Origin of the sequence: Enterobacter sp. BNK-34 (genome assembly GCF_048684445.1) — a bacterium.
Taxonomy (GTDB): domain Bacteria; phylum Pseudomonadota; class Gammaproteobacteria; order Enterobacterales; family Enterobacteriaceae; genus Enterobacter; species Enterobacter pseudoroggenkampii.
In genome coordinates this window covers 3898513-3917036 of the sequence record NZ_JBLQUA010000001.1, presented here as the reverse complement: position 1 = coordinate 3917036, position 18524 = coordinate 3898513, and the positions used below count along the sequence as shown (strand labels likewise).

Here is an 18524-nt window from a genome sequence, read left to right as displayed (position 1 = left end):
TTTTAATGCCTGACATTAAGGGGAGAGCGGAGGCTGGATCTTTCCAGCCTTTGGCGGTTATCTCACTTTATTGGAGATGAGCAAAACTAAAACAAGGCAGATGGCACTACCGAAAAATGCTGTTATTAAGAGGTTATCCACTGAACGCGATAAGTCATCTATGATCGCTTCACATAGACGGGCTTCCATCTCACCTGTTGAAGGGGGGCCGTTGTATTTCCGGGTTAACCCAAAATCAAGCACTGGGATCATCAGGGCGATAGCGTAGATGGCGAAAACTAAAGCAATGCCTCCCCACCGAAAAATCGCCTTTGCTCTACTCGTCAATGTCATACGATCCACCTAAAACGCCGCCAATCGTGCCACCAGAATAACCCGTAGATGATCCAACTGTTGACGCACTGTTAGCAAGTCCTTCCTCCACTCGTCCTGTGAGACTTTCAGAGTTCGGCTTGAAGTGTTCGATGTTCAGATACTGTTCTCTGAATGTGCTGGTAACTTCCATAACGTTCATTGAAGACAGATCGCCGCTCTTCTCCGTAAGGTAACGCTGTAAAGATACAGGAATAGTGAACTCTTCTTCATTATCGATACGAAGTTGCGTTGTTGTTGATGTGTAACTGGTATCGAAGATTTTAGTCCCAGCCTCTCTAATCACTTGCACTGTGTGGGTTGTGCAGTTACTGCCAGTCAGATCGTAAACGTCAATCACTTTTCCGCGCCGCTTGGTACGATCTCCCATCGCAGCAGTCAAAACTGGTGTTTTACCTGAGTTCCATAGAGATTCAAAAATCCTGCGGGTTTCGTCAGGTGTAACGTCATCGATCTGGAATACTCTCGCATGGTACTTGTAGAGTTCTTCACGGTAGTAAAGACGCGCATCATCGCCAGTTAGGAAGTTAAGAATCCCATCGCCCGTTAATGTAGCGGGGCCTTTCCTACCAAAGCGCCCGTAGGTGTAAACGTAGAGCGAGTTATTCTCATGCACCGAAACGAAAGCGTGTCCTGCGTCGGTGATTTCAGTCCAGATGTAAACGCCGTTCAATAACGGGTTATCTTCTGGCTTGCAGGTGTCAGCAAAGCTGTTTTGTTTCTTCGCTACCTGTGCGTGCTGCACTGGCTCTACAGGCGCTATAACCCAGGAAGGGGTATTAACCTCAATGGTACCAGGAGCGATAAGAAAATTAGTACCCTGTGGACACCCGCAGAGGATTTCTGCACCATCCACGGCGACCGCGGCACTATTTGAGCAGCGAGGATCACCGCTCACAAGTACCCCCACTTTCCCGCATTTCGGGCAAGGAGTGGTCTTATCGCCGATATAGAGTTTCCACAAGCCCATAACAGACATACCGGAGCGGGCGGCAATACACTGTGCGCCTGTAGAAGTTTTATCTCCGTGCAGACCAACGTTCTTACCGTGAACTGTGCAGCCTCTGTTAACCGATGCCATAGTGACCGCCTTATTTTAGAAAGTTTTCTGGCAACGATTCCCCTGCTCGGACTACCCTTTTTCCGGCATTTTGTGGGCAGCTAATAATTTCATCGCCGTTATCAAGCGAGCTACCAACAAGGGCGATTGATTCACCTGGAGTTTTTCCCGCACCATTGGTGATCTTCGCGGTCGTTCCATCTGGGTAACGCACTTCATCGCCAACACGAGACACGTTTAGCATTGTGCCGTCATCAAGTTTGATCTGCTGTCCGTTATATTCACTGAAAACTTTCCCACCATTACGTGTCAAGCTGCCCTCAGTAGCGATCAGATAAGCAGCTGTAACGGGATGAGCGAGATTGTAGGCGTTTTGTTTTTCGATGAGAGAACGGGGTTCGTCGTTCATTCCGGCGAGTTGTTCGGTTGTAAATGGTGACTTGTCAAAGGCTGCCAGCATCTCTGGTGTAAGGTTGTTGGTGTACTGCTTCATAAATCCCTCTATTTATTATGGATATAATCGTAGCGGTAATTTTACAAGCAATGGTTACAAGCGCAACAAGTATTAGACATAAGCAAAACTACGTTTCGTAATAGAAGGTTATCAGTACCGAGAGTCAGACGAACAAAACTTGTTGAATCATTTAGTCTAAAGTTAGTGTAGTATGTGCGCCCACGAATCATTGTGTGTGACAGCCTGTGTGACATATTGTTTGCCATGCTGTGTACCATGAAATAGTTATATATCAGTGAGTTAAGTTGTTATTGGTGCTAACTCGTTGTTTTAGAATGCACACCAGACGCCTGTGAAGGCGACACCTGAGGAAGCTCAATGAGCGAGAAGTTACAGAAAGTGCTGGCGCGTGCCGGCCACGGCTCACGCCGTGAAATCGAAGCCATTATTGAAGCGGGTCGCGTGAGTGTGGACGGTAAAATCGCCACGCTGGGTGACCGCGTTGAAATCGTACCGGGGCTGAAGATCCGCATCGACGGTCATCTTATCTCCGTGAAAGAGTCCGCTGAACAAATCTGTCGCGTGCTGGCTTACTACAAGCCGGAAGGCGAGCTGTGCACCCGCAACGACCCGGAAGGTCGTCCGACGGTGTTTGACCGTCTGCCTAAACTGCGCGGCGCTCGCTGGATTGCCGTTGGTCGTCTGGACGTGAACACCTGCGGTCTGCTGCTGTTTACCACCGATGGTGAACTGGCAAACCGTCTGATGCACCCAAGCCGTGAAGTAGAACGTGAATACGCGGTGCGCGTATTTGGCCAGGTTGATGAGAATAAACTGCGCGATCTGTCGCGTGGCGTTCAGCTGGAAGACGGTCCTGCGGCGTTCAAAACCATCAAATTTACCGGTGGGGAAGGCATCAACCAGTGGTACAACGTGACCCTGACCGAAGGCCGCAACCGCGAGGTGCGTCGTCTCTGGGAAGCGGTAGGCGTACAGGTTAGCCGTCTTATCCGTGTCCGTTACGGCGATATCCTGCTGCCGAAAGGTCTGCCACGCGGTGGTTATACCGAACTGGATCTGACCCAAACCAACTACCTGCGCGAGCTGGTCGGCCTGACGCCGGAAACCACCTCAAAAGTGGCGGTGGAAAAAGATCGTCGTCGCATGAAGGCGAATCAGATCCGTCGCGCGGTGAAGCGCCACAGCCAGGTGAGCAGCAGTCGCCGCTCCGGCAGCCGTAATAACAACGGTTAATGTAAAAGCCCGGTGAACTCACCGGGCTTTTTTCTTTAGTAATCAACGCCAATTTGCGCTTTGATACCCGCATCAAACGCATGTTTGACCGGACGCAGCTCGCTGACGGTATCGGCCATCTCCAGAATATCCCGATGACATCCGCGCCCCGTGACGATAACCGTCTGGTGTACAGGACGGTTCTTCAGAGCATCCAGCACGGCTTCCAGCGGCAGGTAGTCGTAGGCGACCATATAGGTTATCTCATCCAGCAGAACCATATTCAGCGAGGGATCGGCCAGCATTCTCTTTGCATGCTCCCAGACGGCGAGACAGGCGGCGGTATCCGTTTCCCGGTTCTGGGTATTCCACGTAAACCCGGTTGCCATTACCTGAAACTCGACGCCGTGAGGCTCCAGCAAATTGCGCTCGCCGTTGGGCCATGTGCCTTTAATAAACTGGATCACGCCCACTTTTTGCCCGTGTCCGACGGCGCGTGTCGCCGTACCGAATGCGGCGGTGGTTTTCCCCTTGCCGTTGCCGGTAAAGACAATGACGATCCCACGCTCGTCCTGTGCCGCCGCGACGCGCGCATCGACCTGTTCTTTCAGACGCTGCTGGCGCTGCTGATGACGTTCTTCACTCATTGCGAAATTCCTGGTTTACGGCCCGGCTGGGCGTCAAAGGTCATCCCGGTTTTGCGGCGGCTGTCGTCGCCCATCAGCCAGAGATAGAGCGGCATAATGTCTGCCGGGGTTTTCAGCTTCTGCGGATCTTCGCTCGGGAACGCACTGGCGCGCATTTTGGTGCGCGTACCGCCCGGGTTGATGCAGTTTACGCGCAGATGGCGGCTCTGGTACTCCTCCGCCAGCACCTGCATCATGCCTTCGGTCGCGAATTTTGATACGGCATAGGCTCCCCAGTTTGCGCGTCCCTCACGGCCAACGCTGGAGGAGGTGAACACCAGTGAACCTGAATCCGATTTGAGTAATAAAGGAAGCAGTGCCTGGGTCAGGAAAAACGTCCCGTTGACGTTGACCTGCATCACCTGCTGCCAGATATCAGGATCCTGTTCATCCATCGGACGCACTTCGCCTAACAAACCGGCGTTATGCAGTACGCCGTCGAGTCTCGGATAGTGGGCGCTGATGCGCCGGGCTAATTCCTGGCATACTTCGGGCGTGCAGGTCAGCAAATCGAGTGTATACCACGGGGCCGGTGTGCCGCATACAGCCTCAATCTCCTGAGCGACGTTTTTCAGTTTTTCTTCGTTGCGCCCGATCAGAATAACGTTCGCGCCGTAATCGGCGTAGGTCAGGGCCGCCTCGCGGCCAATCCCGTCGCTGGCACCGGTGACAAGAATAATCCGGTTTTGCAGCAGATTTTTTTGCGGTTGATAATGCACGGTGACTCCTCAGGCGACCGGTGATGCAATGGCGCCTTTATGATGACTTTTCGGCTTTATGCCCGAATTAGCCTAATAATTCAATCAGTCTACAGGACGCATTACTGTAAAATTAACAATTTGCAAATATTTAAACGCCAGTATGGGGATTCCTGAAGGCGGCTCGCAGAGGTAATGTCACGAGCGAGACGCATGGGCAGGGCTGATGTACACTGCCGTGAAAGATTCGTGGTTAAATCAAGGTGGAACGCGTGGAATTACTTTCTCAATATGGGTTGTTTTTGGCCAAAATCGCGACGGTGGTGATTGCCATTGCGGTGGTTGCCGTTCTGATTGTCAACCTGACGCAGCGCAAGCGTCAGCGAGGGGAGTTACGCATCACCCGCCTGAGTGAGCAGTATAAAGAGATGCAGGAAGATATGTCTCTGGCGCTGCTTGATAGTCATCAACAGAAACTCTGGCTGAAAGCGCAGAAGAAAAAGCATAAACAGGAAGCCAAAGCGGCAAAGGCAAAAGCGAAGCTCAATGCGCCGCAGGATAAGGCCACGCCGCGTGTCTATGTGCTCGATTTTAAAGGCAGTATGGATGCGCATGAGGTTTCCTCTCTGCGGGAAGAAGTGACTGCCGTTCTGGCCGTGGCGACACCGCAGGATCAGGTTGTCGTGCGTCTTGAAAGCCCGGGCGGGGTGGTTCACGGTTACGGACTGGCCGCCTCACAGCTGCAGCGTCTGCGTGAAAAACAGATCCCGCTGACCGTGGCCGTGGATAAAGTGGCGGCCAGCGGAGGCTACATGATGGCCTGCGTGGCGGACAAAATTGTGGCCGCACCGTTTTCTATTATTGGCTCGATCGGCGTGGTCGCGCAAATTCCGAACTTTAACCGCTTCCTGAAAAATAAAGAGATTGATATCGAACTTCACACGGCGGGTCAGTATAAACGTACCCTGACGCTTCTGGGGGAAAATACGGAAGAAGGGCGTCAAAAGTTCCGTGAAGATCTCAACGAAACGCATCACCTCTTTAAAGATTTTGTACATCGTATGCGCCCGACGCTCGATATTGAACAAGTCGCGACAGGCGAGCACTGGTACGGCGTCCAGGCGCAGGAGAAAGGGCTGGTGGATGAAGTCGGAACCAGCGACGATCTGCTGCTCAACCTGATGGAAGGCCGGGAACTGGTGGGCGTGCGCTTTACCCAGCGTAAGCGGCTTCTTGACCGCTTTACCAACAGTGCGGCAGAAAGCGCGGACCGCCTGCTGCTGCGCTGGCTACAGCGCGGACAAAAACCGCTGCTGTAAACAAAAACGCGAGGCACATGCCTCGCGTTTTGCGTTAATCGACCAGGTGATATTTCTCGGAAAGCGTATGCGCCAGGTATTTAAACATGTTAAACACGGCGGTGCTTTTCGGGGTCGGCAAGCCCTGTTCATCAAGGAAGTATTCGCCGCTGAAAATCAGCACGCCATTACGCTGCTCTACGCCGGTGGCTTCAATGCCCGCCAGCGTATCTTCGTGGTCACGGATAAGCTTGTTTGCTTCGATAAGCAGAGAGGCTCGGTCAATAGGTTGGGTCGTATTCTGCATAATCCACTCCTTAAACAGTGACAATAGTCTACGCCGAGGGCGCTTTGGGGGCAAATTTTCCCTGTAATGTGAGGGGATAAGGTACAGGGACCTGGCTGGCGGGATTTGCTTTTGCATGCTAATAAAGTTGCGTAACGAATTTTATCAGGTAGAGTGTGCGCTTTCGTCATTCTGGCAACAGAATTGCTTGACATTCAACCGGGAATTCGTCACGAATTACACGAGATGTGAGAAAAATACCCGAGAACTCAATCACCTGGGCGTCTTTTCTTTAACGCCCGGTAAGACAAAGGGGTTGATATCTCCTGACGCAGTCGCAATATCATTGGCTCGTCGTCAGCGGAAGGGAAATCAACGTGCGGCGTATTCCTGGAAGAATTAAATTAGGTAAAGGTGAATATGGGTAAAGCTCTCGTCATCGTTGAGTCCCCGGCAAAAGCCAAAACGATCAATAAGTATCTGGGTAATGACTACGTGGTTAAGTCCAGCGTGGGTCATATCCGCGATTTGCCGACCAGTGGCTCAGCCAGCAAAAAGAGCGCAGACTCTACCTCCACCAAAGGGGCTAAAAAGCCTAAAAAGGATGAACGTAGCGCGCTTGTCAACCGCATGGGTGTTAACCCATGGCATAACTGGGACGCACAATATGAAGTGCTGCCCGGGAAAGAAAAAGTCGTTAACGAGCTGAAGCAGCTGGCTGAAAAAGCAGACCACATCTATCTCGCAACCGACCTTGACCGCGAAGGGGAAGCCATTGCGTGGCACCTGCGGGAAGTGATTGGTGGTGATGACAAACGCTACAGTCGTGTAGTGTTTAACGAAATTACGAAGAATGCGATTCGTCAGGCGTTTGAGAAGCCGGGCGAACTGAATATTGACCGTGTAAACGCACAGCAGGCACGTCGCTTTATGGACCGCGTTGTGGGCTACATGGTTTCTCCACTGCTGTGGAAGAAGATTGCCCGTGGCCTGTCAGCAGGGCGTGTGCAATCCGTCGCCGTGCGTCTGGTCGTTGAGCGTGAGCGCGAGATTAAAGCCTTCGTGCCGGAAGAGTTCTGGGAAGTTGACGCTAATGTGACCACGCCGGGCGGTGACGCTCTGCCGCTGCAGGTCAGCCATCAGAACGATAAGCCTTTCCGTCCAGAAAACCGCGACCAGACCATGGCCGCCGTAGCGCTGCTGGAAAAAGCACGCTACCAGGTGCTGGAACGTGAAGACAAACCGACCAGCAGCAAGCCGGGTGCGCCGTTTATTACCTCAACGCTGCAACAGGCTGCAAGCACGCGTCTGGGTTACGGCGTGAAGAAGACCATGATGATGGCTCAGCGCCTGTATGAAGCGGGCTACATCACCTACATGCGTACCGACTCAACCAACCTGAGCCAGGACGCGGTCAACATGGTGCGCGGCTACATCAGCGACAACTTCGGTAAGAAATACCTGCCGGAAAGCGCTAACCAGTTCGCCAGCAAAGAGAACTCTCAGGAAGCACACGAAGCGATTCGTCCTTCTGATGTCTCTGTGTTAGCGGAATCACTGAAAGACATGGAAGCCGACGCGCAGAAGCTGTATCAGCTGATCTGGCGCCAGTTCGTGGCGTGCCAGATGACCCCGGCACAGTATGACTCCACCACGCTGACCGTTGGTGCGGGTGATTTCCGTCTCAAAGCGCGTGGCCGTATCCTGCGTTTCGACGGCTGGACGAAAGTGATGCCTGCGCTGCGTAAAGGTGATGAAGACCGAACTCTGCCGGCAGTGAACAAAGGGGATGAGCTCTCGCTGGTTGATCTCGTGCCAGCCCAGCACTTCACCAAGCCGCCTGCGCGCTTCAGTGAAGCGTCCCTGGTGAAAGAGCTGGAAAAACGCGGTATTGGCCGTCCGTCGACCTATGCGTCCATCATCTCTACGATTCAGGACCGTGGTTACGTACGCGCTGAAAACCGTCGTTTCTATGCGGAAAAAATGGGTGAGATCGTCACCGATCGTCTCGAAGCTAACTTCCGCGAGTTGATGAACTACGATTTTACCGCGCAAATGGAAGACAGCCTCGACCAGGTTGCCAGCCATCAGGCGGAATGGAAAAAGGTCCTCGACAGCTTCTTCAGCGACTTTACCGACCAGCTTGAGAAAGCGGAGAAGGATCCTGAAGAGGGTGGCATGCTGCCTAACCAGATGGTTCTGACCAGCATCGACTGCCCAACCTGTGGTCGCAAGATGGGGATTCGTACTGCCACGACGGGCGTGTTCCTTGGCTGCTCCGGCTACGCGCTGTCGCCAAAAGAGCGCTGCAAAACCACCATCAACCTGGTGCCTGAGAACGAAGTTCTCAACGTGCTGGAAGGTGACGATGCGGAAACTAACGCTCTGCGTGCCAAACGCCGCTGCAAAAAATGCGGCACGGCAATGGACAGCTACCTGATCGATCCAAAACGTAAGCTGCACGTCTGCGGTAATAACCCAACGTGTGACGGGTATGAGATCGAAGAGGGCGAGTTCCGCATTAAAGGCTATGACGGCCCGATTGTAGAGTGCGAGAAGTGTGGCTCTGAAATGCACCTTAAAATGGGGCGTTTCGGTAAGTACATGGCCTGTACCAACGACGAGTGTAAAAACACGCGCAAAATTCTGCGTAATGGTGAAGTGGCTCCGCCGAAGGAAGATCCGGTTCCGCTGCCAGAACTGCCGTGCGAGAAATCTGACGCGTACTTTGTGCTGCGTGACGGCGCTGCGGGTGTCTTCCTGGCCGCCAACACCTTCCCGAAATCGCGTGAAACGCGCGCGCCGCTGGTGGAAGAGCTGCATCGCTTCCGCGATCGTCTGCCTGAGAAACTGCGTTATCTGGCCGATGCGCCACAGCAGGATCCGGAAGGCAACAAAACCGTGGTACGGTTTAGCCGTAAAACCAAGCAGCAGTATGTTGCGGCCGAGAAAGAGGGTAAAGCGACCGGATGGTCAGCTTTCTTTGTCGATGGCAAATGGGTTGAAGGCAAGAAATAATCTTCCCTTACCGTAACTTACCTGTAAAAGGGCCGGATTTCCGGCCCTTTTTTATTGCCTTGTTATTATTTTTTGTTCCGTACTATACAGTCAGGCTATAAATGATATAGTGGTTATAGTTAACCTGTTTCTTATTATTAAATCGTCTTAAGCGATTGACCGCATGCGCTAAATCGGATGGTCTGGCATGAAATTACAGCAGCTTCGTTATATCGTTGAGGTGGTGAATCATAACCTTAACGTCTCTTCTACCGCCGAGGGGTTGTATACCTCGCAACCGGGTATCAGCAAACAAGTTCGTATGCTGGAGGATGAGTTAGGTATCCAGATATTTGCCCGCAGCGGTAAGCATCTCACTCAGGTGACGCCCGCGGGTCAGGAAATCATCCGCATTGCGCGGGAAGTCCTCTCTAAAGTCGATGCGATTAAGTCAGTGGCAGGGGAACACACCTGGCCGGATAAAGGTTCGCTGTATATTGCCACGACGCATACCCAGGCGCGCTATGCGCTTCCCGGTGTCATCAAAGGCTTTATCGAGCGTTATCCCCGCGTCTCTTTGCATATGCACCAGGGCTCGCCAACGCAAATTGCTGAAGCCGTTTCCAAGGGTAATGCAGACTTTGCCATCGCCACCGAAGCGCTTCACCTCTATGACGATCTGGTCATGCTTCCATGCTATCACTGGAACCGTTCCATCGTGGTGACCCCGGATCACCCCCTGGCGGGTAAAGGCTCGGTCTCTATCGAAGAGCTGGCCCAGTATCCATTGGTGACGTATACGTTTGGCTTTACCGGCCGCTCCGAGCTTGATACGGCCTTTAACCGGGCAGGGCTAACGCCGCGCATTGTCTTTACCGCGACGGATGCAGACGTGATTAAGACCTATGTGCGGCTTGGTCTGGGGGTGGGCGTCATTGCCAGCATGGCGGTGGATCCGGTGTCAGACCCTGACCTGGTGCGTCTTGATGCGCACGATGTTTTCAGTCATAGCACCACAAAGATTGGATTCCGTCGCAGCACCTTCCTGCGCAGCTATATGTATGATTTTATTCAGCGCTTTGCCCCTCATTTAACGCGTGATGTGGTTGATACCGCCGTGGCATTACGCTCAAATGAAGATATTGAAGAGATGTTTAAAGACATCAAACTCCCCGAAAAATAATCACACCCGGTATCTTTCCCTCAGGGAAAGATACCGAAATAACGCCTCAAAGCTAAATTAGAATTATCATCATCTACGTGTCCCCTGTCATATAATGTCATTATCCATTTAATCCGTAAGGTTATAATGTCGTGAATTGGCGACAAAAGTAGAAACTAATTTACGCCTTCGCAAATTTTTCTTTTCAATTATTTATTTCTGGTCAAAAGATTGAATATTTCATACCTCCCGGTGCGTAAATTCACTGGCTTTTCGGCTAAAGTTTCTTTAGGATTTATCTCAACAGATGATTAATTGTACCAATTGTTTGGTCCTAAATGATAAGCGATGTCGATTGTATGAGGTTAGCAATGCCTTCAGGAAGTGAAGAACCGCAAAGGGATCCTGCGCTCAAGCGTAAAGCCTGGCTGGCGGTCTTTCTCGTCTCTACCCTGTTTTGGGTGGTGGTTGCTCTCCTGGCCTGGAAATATTGGGGTTAAATATGGCAGTGACGGTACGTACAGCTTCGGTAAAACAGATGTGTCAGCATCGTGACAATGGCCACAGAGGGCGTAAAGCACCTGCGACTGTTGTACCCGCGTCCTGGAAACTGACGCCGCAGCAGCAAGCGTTTATTGATGTGTTCGCAGAAGACGAACCCAAAAAACAATAATTTAGTAAATTGCGTAATGATGCAAATAGTCTGAATATCGACTCTGCACTTTTGTACTCTTTAATAAATACACATCAGCAATATAGCACTGAGGTCAAACCTCGGAACGTTTTATAAATAATGCCTGGTGTCCCTATGATGAATAACATGACGTCTCACAAATACTGGTCATGGATCGGCGTTTTTACCGTGTCGATTCTGTTCTGGAGTCAACTCATCTGGTTGGCCCTCCACTAAATTGTAAAACCTCGCTACGGCGGGGTTTTTTGTTTTCCTGTTCTGGACCAATCCTAAATTTATCAATTTGGGTTGTTATCAAAACGTTACGACATCTTTGTGTTATCTTTAATTACGGCCCTGATGATTGTCAGGGCATCTCTGTGATTAAGGAGGAGCTTATGTCGTTAACCCTACGCGAAGCCAGTAAGGACACATTACAGGCAGAAAACAAAACCTGGCATTACTACAGCCTGCCGCTGGCTGCCAGAACGCTTGGGGACATTTCGCGTTTACCCAAGTCATTGAAAGTTTTACTGGAAAATCTATTGCGCTGGCAGGACGGTGACTCTGTCACCCTCGATGATATCCAGGCGCTGGCAGGGTGGCTTGAAAAAGCCCATGCCGACAGAGAAATCGCCTACCGCCCGGCAAGGGTGCTGATGCAGGACTTTACCGGCGTTCCTGCCGTCGTTGATTTAGCCGCAATGCGCGAGGCCGTTAAGCGTCTCGGCGGAGATACGGCAAAAGTGAATCCGCTTTCCCCTGTTGACCTCGTCATTGACCACTCCGTAACCGTCGATCGCTTTGGTGATGACGACGCCTTTGGCGAGAACGTGCGTCTGGAGATGGAGCGTAACCACGAGCGCTACGTGTTCCTGAAGTGGGGGCAGCAGGCATTCAGCCGGTTTAGCGTGGTCCCGCCAGGTACCGGTATTTGTCACCAGGTTAACCTTGAATATCTGGGTAAAGCCGTCTGGAGCGAATTGCAGGATAAAGAGTGGGTCGCCTATCCGGACACGCTGGTGGGCACGGACTCCCATACCACTATGATCAACGGTCTGGGCGTGCTGGGCTGGGGCGTCGGGGGTATCGAAGCGGAAGCGGCCATGCTCGGCCAGCCGGTATCCATGCTTATCCCGGATGTGGTGGGCTTCAAGCTCACCGGCAGGCTGTCTGAAGGCATTACCGCCACCGATCTGGTGCTTACTGTCACCCAGATGCTGCGTAAGCATGGTGTGGTAGGCAAGTTTGTCGAATTCTACGGGGACGGACTGGATTCACTGCCGCTGGCCGACCGCGCCACCATTGCCAATATGGCGCCGGAATACGGTGCAACCTGCGGCTTTTTCCCTATTGATGATGTGACGCTGGAATACATGCGTCTTAGCGGACGTAGCGAAGAGCAGGTCGCGCTGGTGGAAGCGTACACCAAAGCGCAGGGCATGTGGCGCAATCCGGGCGATGAGCCTGTTTTCACCAGCACGCTTGAACTCGATATGGGAAGCGTCGAAGCGAGCCTCGCAGGGCCGAAACGCCCGCAGGACAGGGTTGCGCTGAGTGACGTGCCAAAAGCCTTTGCCGCCAGCAATGCGCTGGAAGTAAACGTGGCGCAGAAGGACCATCGTCCCGTCGACTATGTTCTGAACGGACATCAGTATCAGCTTCCGGATGGTGCGGTGGTGATTGCCGCCATTACCTCCTGCACCAACACGTCCAACCCCAGCGTATTGATGGCAGCCGGTCTGCTGGCTAAAAAGGCGGTAGAGCTTGGGCTAAAACCTCAGCCATGGGTCAAGGCCTCGCTGGCCCCGGGATCCAAAGTGGTGTCGGATTACCTGGCGCAGGCCAAACTGACGCCGTACCTTGACGAGCTGGGCTTTAACCTCGTGGGCTACGGCTGTACGACCTGTATTGGTAACTCTGGTCCACTGCCTGAACCCATTGAAACGGCGATTAAGCAGGGTGACCTGACGGTAGGTGCGGTCCTGTCCGGCAACCGAAACTTTGAAGGGCGTATTCACCCGCTGGTAAAAACCAACTGGCTGGCCTCACCGCCGCTGGTGGTTGCTTATGCCCTGGCAGGGAACATGAATATCAACCTGGTGACCGATCCGATTGGGCACGATCGCAAGAATGACCCTGTCTATCTAAAAGATATCTGGCCATCTTCGCGTGAAATCGCGCTGGCCGTTGAAAAGGTCTCAACCGAGATGTTCCGCAAAGAATATGCGGAGGTCTTTGAAGGCACGCCGGAATGGAAAGCCATCAACGTCATTGGCTCTGATACCTATGACTGGCAGGATGACTCGACCTATATTCGTCTGTCGCCGTTCTTTGATGAGATGCTGGCCGAGCCGGCGCCGCTTAAGGATATTCACGGCGCGCGTATCCTGGCGATGCTGGGGGATTCTGTCACAACTGACCACATCTCTCCGGCGGGGAGTATCAAAGCCGATAGCCCGGCGGGTCGTTATCTGCAAAGCCGGGGCGTCGAACGCCGTGATTTTAACTCCTACGGATCGCGCCGCGGTAATCATGAAGTCATGATGCGCGGAACGTTTGCCAACATCCGCATTCGTAACGAAATGGTACCGGGCGTGGAAGGGGGCATGACGCGCTATCTGCCGGGGACGGAAGTGGTGTCGATTTATGATGCGGCGGTCAAATATCAACAGGCAGGTACGCCGCTGGCGGTGATTGCCGGGAAAGAGTACGGTTCCGGCTCCAGCCGTGACTGGGCGGCGAAAGGTCCGCGTCTGCTTGGCGTTCGCGTGGTCATCGCCGAATCGTTCGAACGTATTCACCGCTCGAATCTGATTGGTATGGGGATCCTGCCGCTTGAGTTCCCGCAGGGCGTGACGCGTAAAACGCTGGGCCTGACCGGGGAAGAGCAGATTGACATTAGCGGCCTGCAAAACCTGCAGCCGGGTAAAACGGTGCCGGTAACGTTAACGCGGGCAGACGGCAAAACCGAGGTGCTGGATTGCCGGTGTCGTATTGATACGGCAACCGAGCTGACCTACTACCAGAACGACGGCATTTTACATTACGTGATTCGTAAGATGCTGGATTGATGAACGAGCCCGGCACGCGTGCCGGGCTTTTTTTATCACTCTTTCAGCAGATGGCCCATTTTGGCAGCTTTAGTATCCAGGTAGTGGGCGTTTTTCGGGTTACGGCCGACAATCAGCGGTACACGCTCAACGATGTTGATCCCCGCTTCGGTCAGGATCTCCACTTTTTTCGGGTTATTGGTCAGCAGACGAACTTCGTCCACGCCCAGCAGCTTGAACATATCGGCGCACAAGGTGAAGTCGCGTTCGTCAGCGGCGAAGCCGAGCTGATGGTTTGCTTCCACCGTATCGTAGCCCTGGTCCTGAAGCGCGTAAGCGCGGATTTTATTCAGCAGACCAATATTACGACCTTCCTGACGGTGATAAAGCAGCACGCCGCGGCCTTCTTCTGCAATATGAGACAGGGCGGCTTCCAGCTGGAAACCACAATCACAGCGCAGGCTGAACAGCGCGTCGCCGGTAAGACACTCTGAATGGACGCGGGACAGCACCGGCGTCTGCCCTGAAATATCGCCATACACCAGCGCGACATGATCCTGTCCGGTTGCCAGTTCTTCAAAACCCACCATCAGGAAATCGCCCCATGGGGTTGGCAGTTTGGCTTCTGCCACACGTTTAAGCTGCATGTGATTCTCCAGAGTAGGCTGACACGTTTCGTGCCTTTGCCCTGTTTTGCTTTCTGTATCAGTTCATTTTGCCACAAGCTCAGCAGGTTCGCCTAATAGGCACCATGCTATATGAACGTTAAACGCACGATCCGACATATCCACCCATCGAATGAATTTCAGTTATGATTGTGAGGCTTAGCGAAAAAGGAGAAGACATGCTTTCAATCGCCAGACGTACGGCAGCAGGCGCGGCCATTTTACTGATTATGCCCCTGGCCGTATGGCTCTCAGGCTGGATGTGGCAGCCGGGGCAGAATGCCACGTGGCTGAAAACGTTATACTGGATAACGGAAACGGTCACCCAGCCGTGGGGAATTATTACCCATGTCCTCCTCTGCGCCTGGTTTCTGTGGTGCCTGCGCTTTCGTTTGCGTGCGGCGCTGATGCTTTTTGCGATCCTCGGAGGCGCTATCCTTGTTGGTCAGGGCGTGAAGTCCTGGGTAAAAGATCGCGTTCAGGAACCGCGTCCTTTTGTCGTCTGGCTGGAAAAAACGCATCATGTTCCGGTGGATGAGTTCTACAATTTAAAGCGTAAAGATCGCGGAACCCTGGTGAAAGAACAGCTTGCGGAACAGCAGGATATCCCGAAATTCTTGCGTAAACACTGGCAGAAAGAGACGGGATTCGCGTTTCCTTCCGGTCACACCATGTTTGCGGCCAGCTGGGCGTTACTGGGGGTGGGGCTGCTGTGGCCAAGGCGTCGAACGGTCACGCTCGTGATTTTACTGGTCTGGGCGACAGGGGTTATGGGCAGCCGCTTACTGCTGGGGATGCACTGGCCGCGGGACCTGGTCGTTGCCACGCTTATCTCATGGCTGCTGGTGACGCTGGCGACCTGGCTCGCTGAACGATTCTGCGGCCCGCTTACACCACCGCCAGAAGAGAAAGAAGAAATAGCCGAAAGGGACCAAACGGACGCCTGACGGTTGATAAACCGTATTATGCCCATAGATACATGACTGGCGCGTCACTTTTTCCGTTTCGCGCCCGTCGCTAAAATGGTAGTTTATAAGGCTGATTGCGGTGAGTTGAACACACTTTATTCGCTTGAACCACATAACGGGAAGTAATGTGAAATATTTACTCATTTTCTTACTGGTATTGGCGATTTTTGTCATTTCAGTCACGTTGGGTGCACAAAACGATCAGCAGGTGACGTTTAACTATCTGCTGGCTCAGGGTGAGTATCGCGTCTCGAGCCTGCTGGCGGTCTTATTTGCTGCTGGCTTTGCCATTGGCTGGCTGGTTTGCGGTCTGTTCTGGTTGAAAGTCCGTGTTTCTCTTGCGCGCGCTGAACGTAAAATTAAGCGACTCGAAAATAACATTGCCCCTGCGTCTGACATCCCGGAAAGCTCTGGTGTGCCGGTCGTGAAGGAATAATCGACTATGCTGGAGTTGTTGTTTCTGCTTTTGCCTGTAGCCGCAGCCTATGGCTGGTATATGGGCCGCAGAAGTGCGCAACAAACAAAACAGGATGAGGCCAACCGGCTCTCCCGCGACTACGTTGCGGGGGTGAACTTCCTCCTGAGCAATCAGCAGGACAAAGCGGTAGACCTGTTCCTCGATATGCTGAAAGAGGATACAGGGACGGTTGAAGCGCATCTCACCCTGGGTAACCTGTTCCGCTCGCGCGGCGAGGTCGATCGCGCCATTCGTATTCACCAGACCCTGATGGAAAGCGCCTCGCTGACCTACGATCAACGTCTCCTTGCGGTGCAACAGCTGGGGCGTGATTACATGGCCGCGGGGTTGTACGATCGCGCAGAAGATATGTTCGCGCAGCTGGTGGATGAAACAGATTTCCGCATCGGCGCGCTGCAGCAGCTCCTGCAGATTTATCAGGCCACCAGCGACTGGCAGAAAGCCATTGATACGGCTGAACGTCTGGTGAAGCTGGGTAAAGATAAGCAGCGCGTTGAGATAGCCCATTTCTACTGTGAGCTTGCGCTTCAGCAGATGGGTAACGACGACATGGATAAAGCCATGGCGCTGCTGAAGAAAGGCGCCGCCGCGGACCGCAACAGCGCGCGAATCTCCATCATGATGGGGCGCGTCTTTATGGCGAATGGCGACTATGCCAAAGCCGTTGAAAGCCTGCTGCGGGTTATCGACCAGGATAAAGAGCTGGTCAGTGAAACGCTGGAAATGCTGCAAACCTGCTATCAACAGCTGGACAAGCAGGAAGAGTGGGTAGCATTCCTGCGTCGCTGCGTGGAAGAAAATACCGGCGCCACCGCTGAACTGATGCTCTCAGACGTTGTTGAGCAGTATGAGGGAAGCGACACCGCGCAGGTGTATATTACGCGCCAGCTGCAGCGTCATCCGACCATGCGGGTGTTCCATAAGTTGATGGATTACCACCTGAACGATGCTGAAGAAGGGCGCGCCAAAGAGAGCCTGATGGTCCTGCGCGACATGGTTGGCGAGCAGGTGCGCAGCAAGCCGCGCTATCGTTGCCAGAAGTGTGGTTTTACCGCGTATACGCTCTACTGGCACTGTCCTTCCTGCCGTGCCTGGTCCACCATCAAGCCCATTCGTGGTCTGGACGGGCAGTGATTTTTTAAAACGCCCCATTTTAGTTACAACATACTGATGATTTTTACCGTATCCTTTACTCCGTGCGGTTTGCCGGCCTGGCAGGCGCGTAAATGGATCCTGTCAATTTGCGGCGTCGGCAGGTAGAATGCTGGCCGTTTATCTGTTCCGCGCCGCTGCGCGCCCATAGACGAAAAGGGCTGGTCATGACGTCTGTTACATCCTCCACTTCCCGCGTAATTACGGATTCTCCTGTTGTTGTTGCGCTTGATTACAATAAGCGTGACGCCGCACTGGCGTTTGTCGACGGTATCGACCCTCGCGACTGCCGTTTGAAAGTTGGCAAAGAGATGTTCACGCTGTTTGGACCGCAAATCGTTCGCGATCTGCAACAGCGCGGCTTTGACGTTTTCCTCGACCTCAAATTCCATGATATTCCGAATACTACGGCCCACGCCGTTGCCGCAGCCGCAGAGCTGGGCGTATGGATGGTCAACGTCCATGCGTCGGGTGGGGCAAGAATGATGACCGCCGCCCGTGAGGCGCTCCTGCCGTTCGGTAAAGATGCGCCGCTGTTGATCGCAGTCACCGTGCTGACCAGTATGGACGAAAGTGATTTACGCGACCTTGGCGTGACGTTGTCACCTGCGGAACATGCCGAACGTCTCGCGCGTCTGACGCAGCAGTGTGGCCTGGATGGCGTCGTCTGCTCCGCGCAGGAAGCGGTACGTTTCAAATCAACGCTGGGCCGGGATTTTAAACTGGTCACGCCGGGGATCCGCCCTGCAGGCAGCGACGTGGGCGATCAGCGCCGCATTATGACGCCTGAGCAGGCGCTGGCGGCGGGCGTTGACTATATGGTCATCGGGCGTCCAGTGACGCAGTCTGCAAACCCTGCTGAGACGCTTAAGGCTATCAACGCATCGCTGAAAAAGGGGGCGTAATGACCGATTCCAACAGTCGTCTGGTCTATTCAACCGAGAGTGGGCGTATAGACGAACCGAAAGCGAAAGTGGAACGTCCTAAGGGGGACGGCATCGTTCGGATCCAGCGCCAGACCAGCGGACGAAAAGGGAAAGGCGTTTGCCTGATCTCCGGCATTGACCTGGATGATGCTGAACTGACTACGCTGGCGGCCGAGCTGAAAAAGAAATGTGGCTGCGGCGGTGCCGTGAAAGATGGCATTATTGAAATCCAGGGCGATAAACGCGATTTAATAAAATCGCTGCTGGAAGCTAAAGGCCTGAAAGTCAAACTGGCAGGCGGCTAAAATAAATGAGCCACGGCAGATGCCGTGGCTCGTGTTATATACGTGCGTATGTCAGACC

Annotated in this window: 19 protein-coding genes; 12 read left to right on the top strand and 7 right to left on the bottom strand. The window is 53.2% G+C overall.

Features of this window, described 5'->3' with window-relative positions:
• Nucleotides 1-57: 57 nt before the first annotated feature.
• From ACMGG5_RS19170 to ACMGG5_RS19160, 3 genes are read right to left on the bottom strand one after another with little or no spacing between them, the layout of a single operon-like run.
• The gene (locus tag ACMGG5_RS19170) at nt 58-333 is read right to left on the bottom strand and encodes a hypothetical protein (RefSeq protein WP_420278365.1); all 276 of its coding nucleotides are present in this window, start codon (nt 331-333) and stop codon (nt 58-60) included.
• Nucleotides 317-1453, bottom strand: coding sequence for a PAAR domain-containing protein (locus ACMGG5_RS19165; RefSeq protein WP_420278364.1), 1137 nt, complete (start codon nt 1451-1453; stop codon nt 317-319). Before ACMGG5_RS19165 ends, ACMGG5_RS19170 begins: the two co-directional genes overlap by 17 nt.
• 10 nt (nt 1454-1463) lie before the next feature.
• Nucleotides 1464-1925, bottom strand: a complete 462-nt coding sequence (locus ACMGG5_RS19160; RefSeq protein WP_420278363.1) for a hypothetical protein — start codon at nt 1923-1925, stop codon at nt 1464-1466.
• A 339-nt stretch (nt 1926-2264) separates the two neighbouring features.
• Here ACMGG5_RS19160 and rluB point away from each other — a divergent pair, with 339 nt between their 5' ends.
• A complete protein-coding gene (gene rluB / locus ACMGG5_RS19155) occupies nt 2265-3140 on the top strand; it encodes a 23S rRNA pseudouridine(2605) synthase RluB (RefSeq protein ID WP_023312076.1) in 876 nt (291 codons plus the stop codon).
• Between the two features lie 35 nt (nt 3141-3175).
• On the opposite strand, the gene cobO is transcribed toward rluB, so the two are convergent.
• Both cobO and ACMGG5_RS19145 read right to left on the bottom strand, forming a co-directional pair.
• Entirely contained in the window at nt 3176-3766 is a 591-nt protein-coding gene (gene cobO / locus ACMGG5_RS19150; protein ID WP_024907116.1) for a cob(I)yrinic acid a,c-diamide adenosyltransferase, read from the bottom strand.
• A complete protein-coding gene (locus ACMGG5_RS19145) occupies nt 3763-4524 on the bottom strand; it encodes a YciK family oxidoreductase (protein WP_024907117.1) in 762 nt (253 codons plus the stop codon). Before ACMGG5_RS19145 ends, cobO begins: the two co-directional genes overlap by 4 nt.
• 251 nt (nt 4525-4775) lie before the next feature.
• Between ACMGG5_RS19145 and sohB the strand changes: the two genes are divergently transcribed.
• Complete coding sequence (sohB, locus tag ACMGG5_RS19140) at nt 4776-5822, top strand: protease SohB (RefSeq protein WP_024907118.1); 1047 nt, start codon at nt 4776-4778, stop codon at nt 5820-5822.
• Between the two features lie 34 nt (nt 5823-5856).
• Here the strand turns inward: sohB and ACMGG5_RS19135 are convergent, their stop codons facing one another.
• The gene (locus tag ACMGG5_RS19135) at nt 5857-6108 is read right to left on the bottom strand and encodes a YciN family protein (RefSeq protein WP_023312072.1); all 252 of its coding nucleotides are present in this window, start codon (nt 6106-6108) and stop codon (nt 5857-5859) included.
• A gap of 399 nt (nt 6109-6507) precedes the next feature.
• Between ACMGG5_RS19135 and topA the strand changes: the two genes are divergently transcribed.
• The 5 genes from topA to acnA all read left to right on the top strand — a co-directional run bounded on the left by topA (nt 6508) and on the right by acnA (nt 13993).
• Nucleotides 6508-9105, top strand: a complete 2598-nt coding sequence (topA, locus tag ACMGG5_RS19130) for a type I DNA topoisomerase (protein ID WP_024907119.1) — start codon at nt 6508-6510, stop codon at nt 9103-9105.
• A gap of 187 nt (nt 9106-9292) precedes the next feature.
• Nucleotides 9293-10267: an HTH-type transcriptional regulator CysB gene (cysB, locus tag ACMGG5_RS19125; protein ID WP_024907120.1), complete on the top strand. Its 975-nt coding sequence runs from the start codon at nt 9293-9295 to the stop codon at nt 10265-10267.
• A 338-nt stretch (nt 10268-10605) separates the two neighbouring features.
• A complete protein-coding gene (locus tag ACMGG5_RS19120; protein WP_213327741.1) occupies nt 10606-10746 on the top strand; it encodes a YmiA family putative membrane protein in 141 nt (46 codons plus the stop codon).
• Nucleotides 10747-11057: 311 nt separating this feature from the next.
• Nucleotides 11058-11156 (top strand): small membrane protein YmiC, encoded by a 99-nt coding sequence (gene ymiC, locus ACMGG5_RS19115; RefSeq protein WP_032623144.1) that lies wholly within the window; start codon nt 11058-11060, stop codon nt 11154-11156.
• A gap of 161 nt (nt 11157-11317) precedes the next feature.
• A complete protein-coding gene (acnA, locus tag ACMGG5_RS19110; RefSeq protein WP_157189308.1) occupies nt 11318-13993 on the top strand; it encodes an aconitate hydratase AcnA in 2676 nt (891 codons plus the stop codon).
• Between the two features lie 35 nt (nt 13994-14028).
• On the opposite strand, the gene ribA is transcribed toward acnA, so the two are convergent.
• Entirely contained in the window at nt 14029-14619 is a 591-nt protein-coding gene (gene ribA, locus ACMGG5_RS19105; protein WP_008501210.1) for a GTP cyclohydrolase II, read from the bottom strand.
• Nucleotides 14620-14816: 197 nt separating this feature from the next.
• Here ribA and pgpB point away from each other — a divergent pair, with 197 nt between their 5' ends.
• From pgpB to yciH, 5 genes are all read left to right on the top strand, one after another.
• On the top strand, nt 14817-15584 hold the full coding sequence (gene pgpB / locus ACMGG5_RS19100) for a phosphatidylglycerophosphatase B (RefSeq protein ID WP_032647569.1): 768 nt from the start codon (nt 14817-14819) through the stop codon (nt 15582-15584).
• Between the two features lie 148 nt (nt 15585-15732).
• Nucleotides 15733-16041 carry a LapA family protein gene (locus ACMGG5_RS19095; RefSeq protein WP_023312067.1) on the top strand — a complete coding sequence of 103 codons (309 nt, stop codon included), beginning with the start codon at nt 15733-15735 and terminating at the stop codon, nt 16039-16041.
• Between the two features lie 6 nt (nt 16042-16047).
• Nucleotides 16048-17217 (top strand): lipopolysaccharide assembly protein LapB, encoded by a 1170-nt coding sequence (gene lapB, locus ACMGG5_RS19090; protein WP_023335944.1) that lies wholly within the window; start codon nt 16048-16050, stop codon nt 17215-17217.
• Nucleotides 17218-17402: 185 nt separating this feature from the next.
• On the top strand, nt 17403-18140 hold the full coding sequence (gene pyrF, locus ACMGG5_RS19085; RefSeq protein WP_024907123.1) for an orotidine-5'-phosphate decarboxylase: 738 nt from the start codon (nt 17403-17405) through the stop codon (nt 18138-18140).
• On the top strand, nt 18140-18466 hold the full coding sequence (yciH, locus tag ACMGG5_RS19080; protein WP_032647566.1) for a stress response translation initiation inhibitor YciH: 327 nt from the start codon (nt 18140-18142) through the stop codon (nt 18464-18466). Before pyrF ends, yciH begins: the two co-directional genes overlap by 1 nt.
• Nucleotides 18467-18524 lie beyond the last annotated feature (58 nt).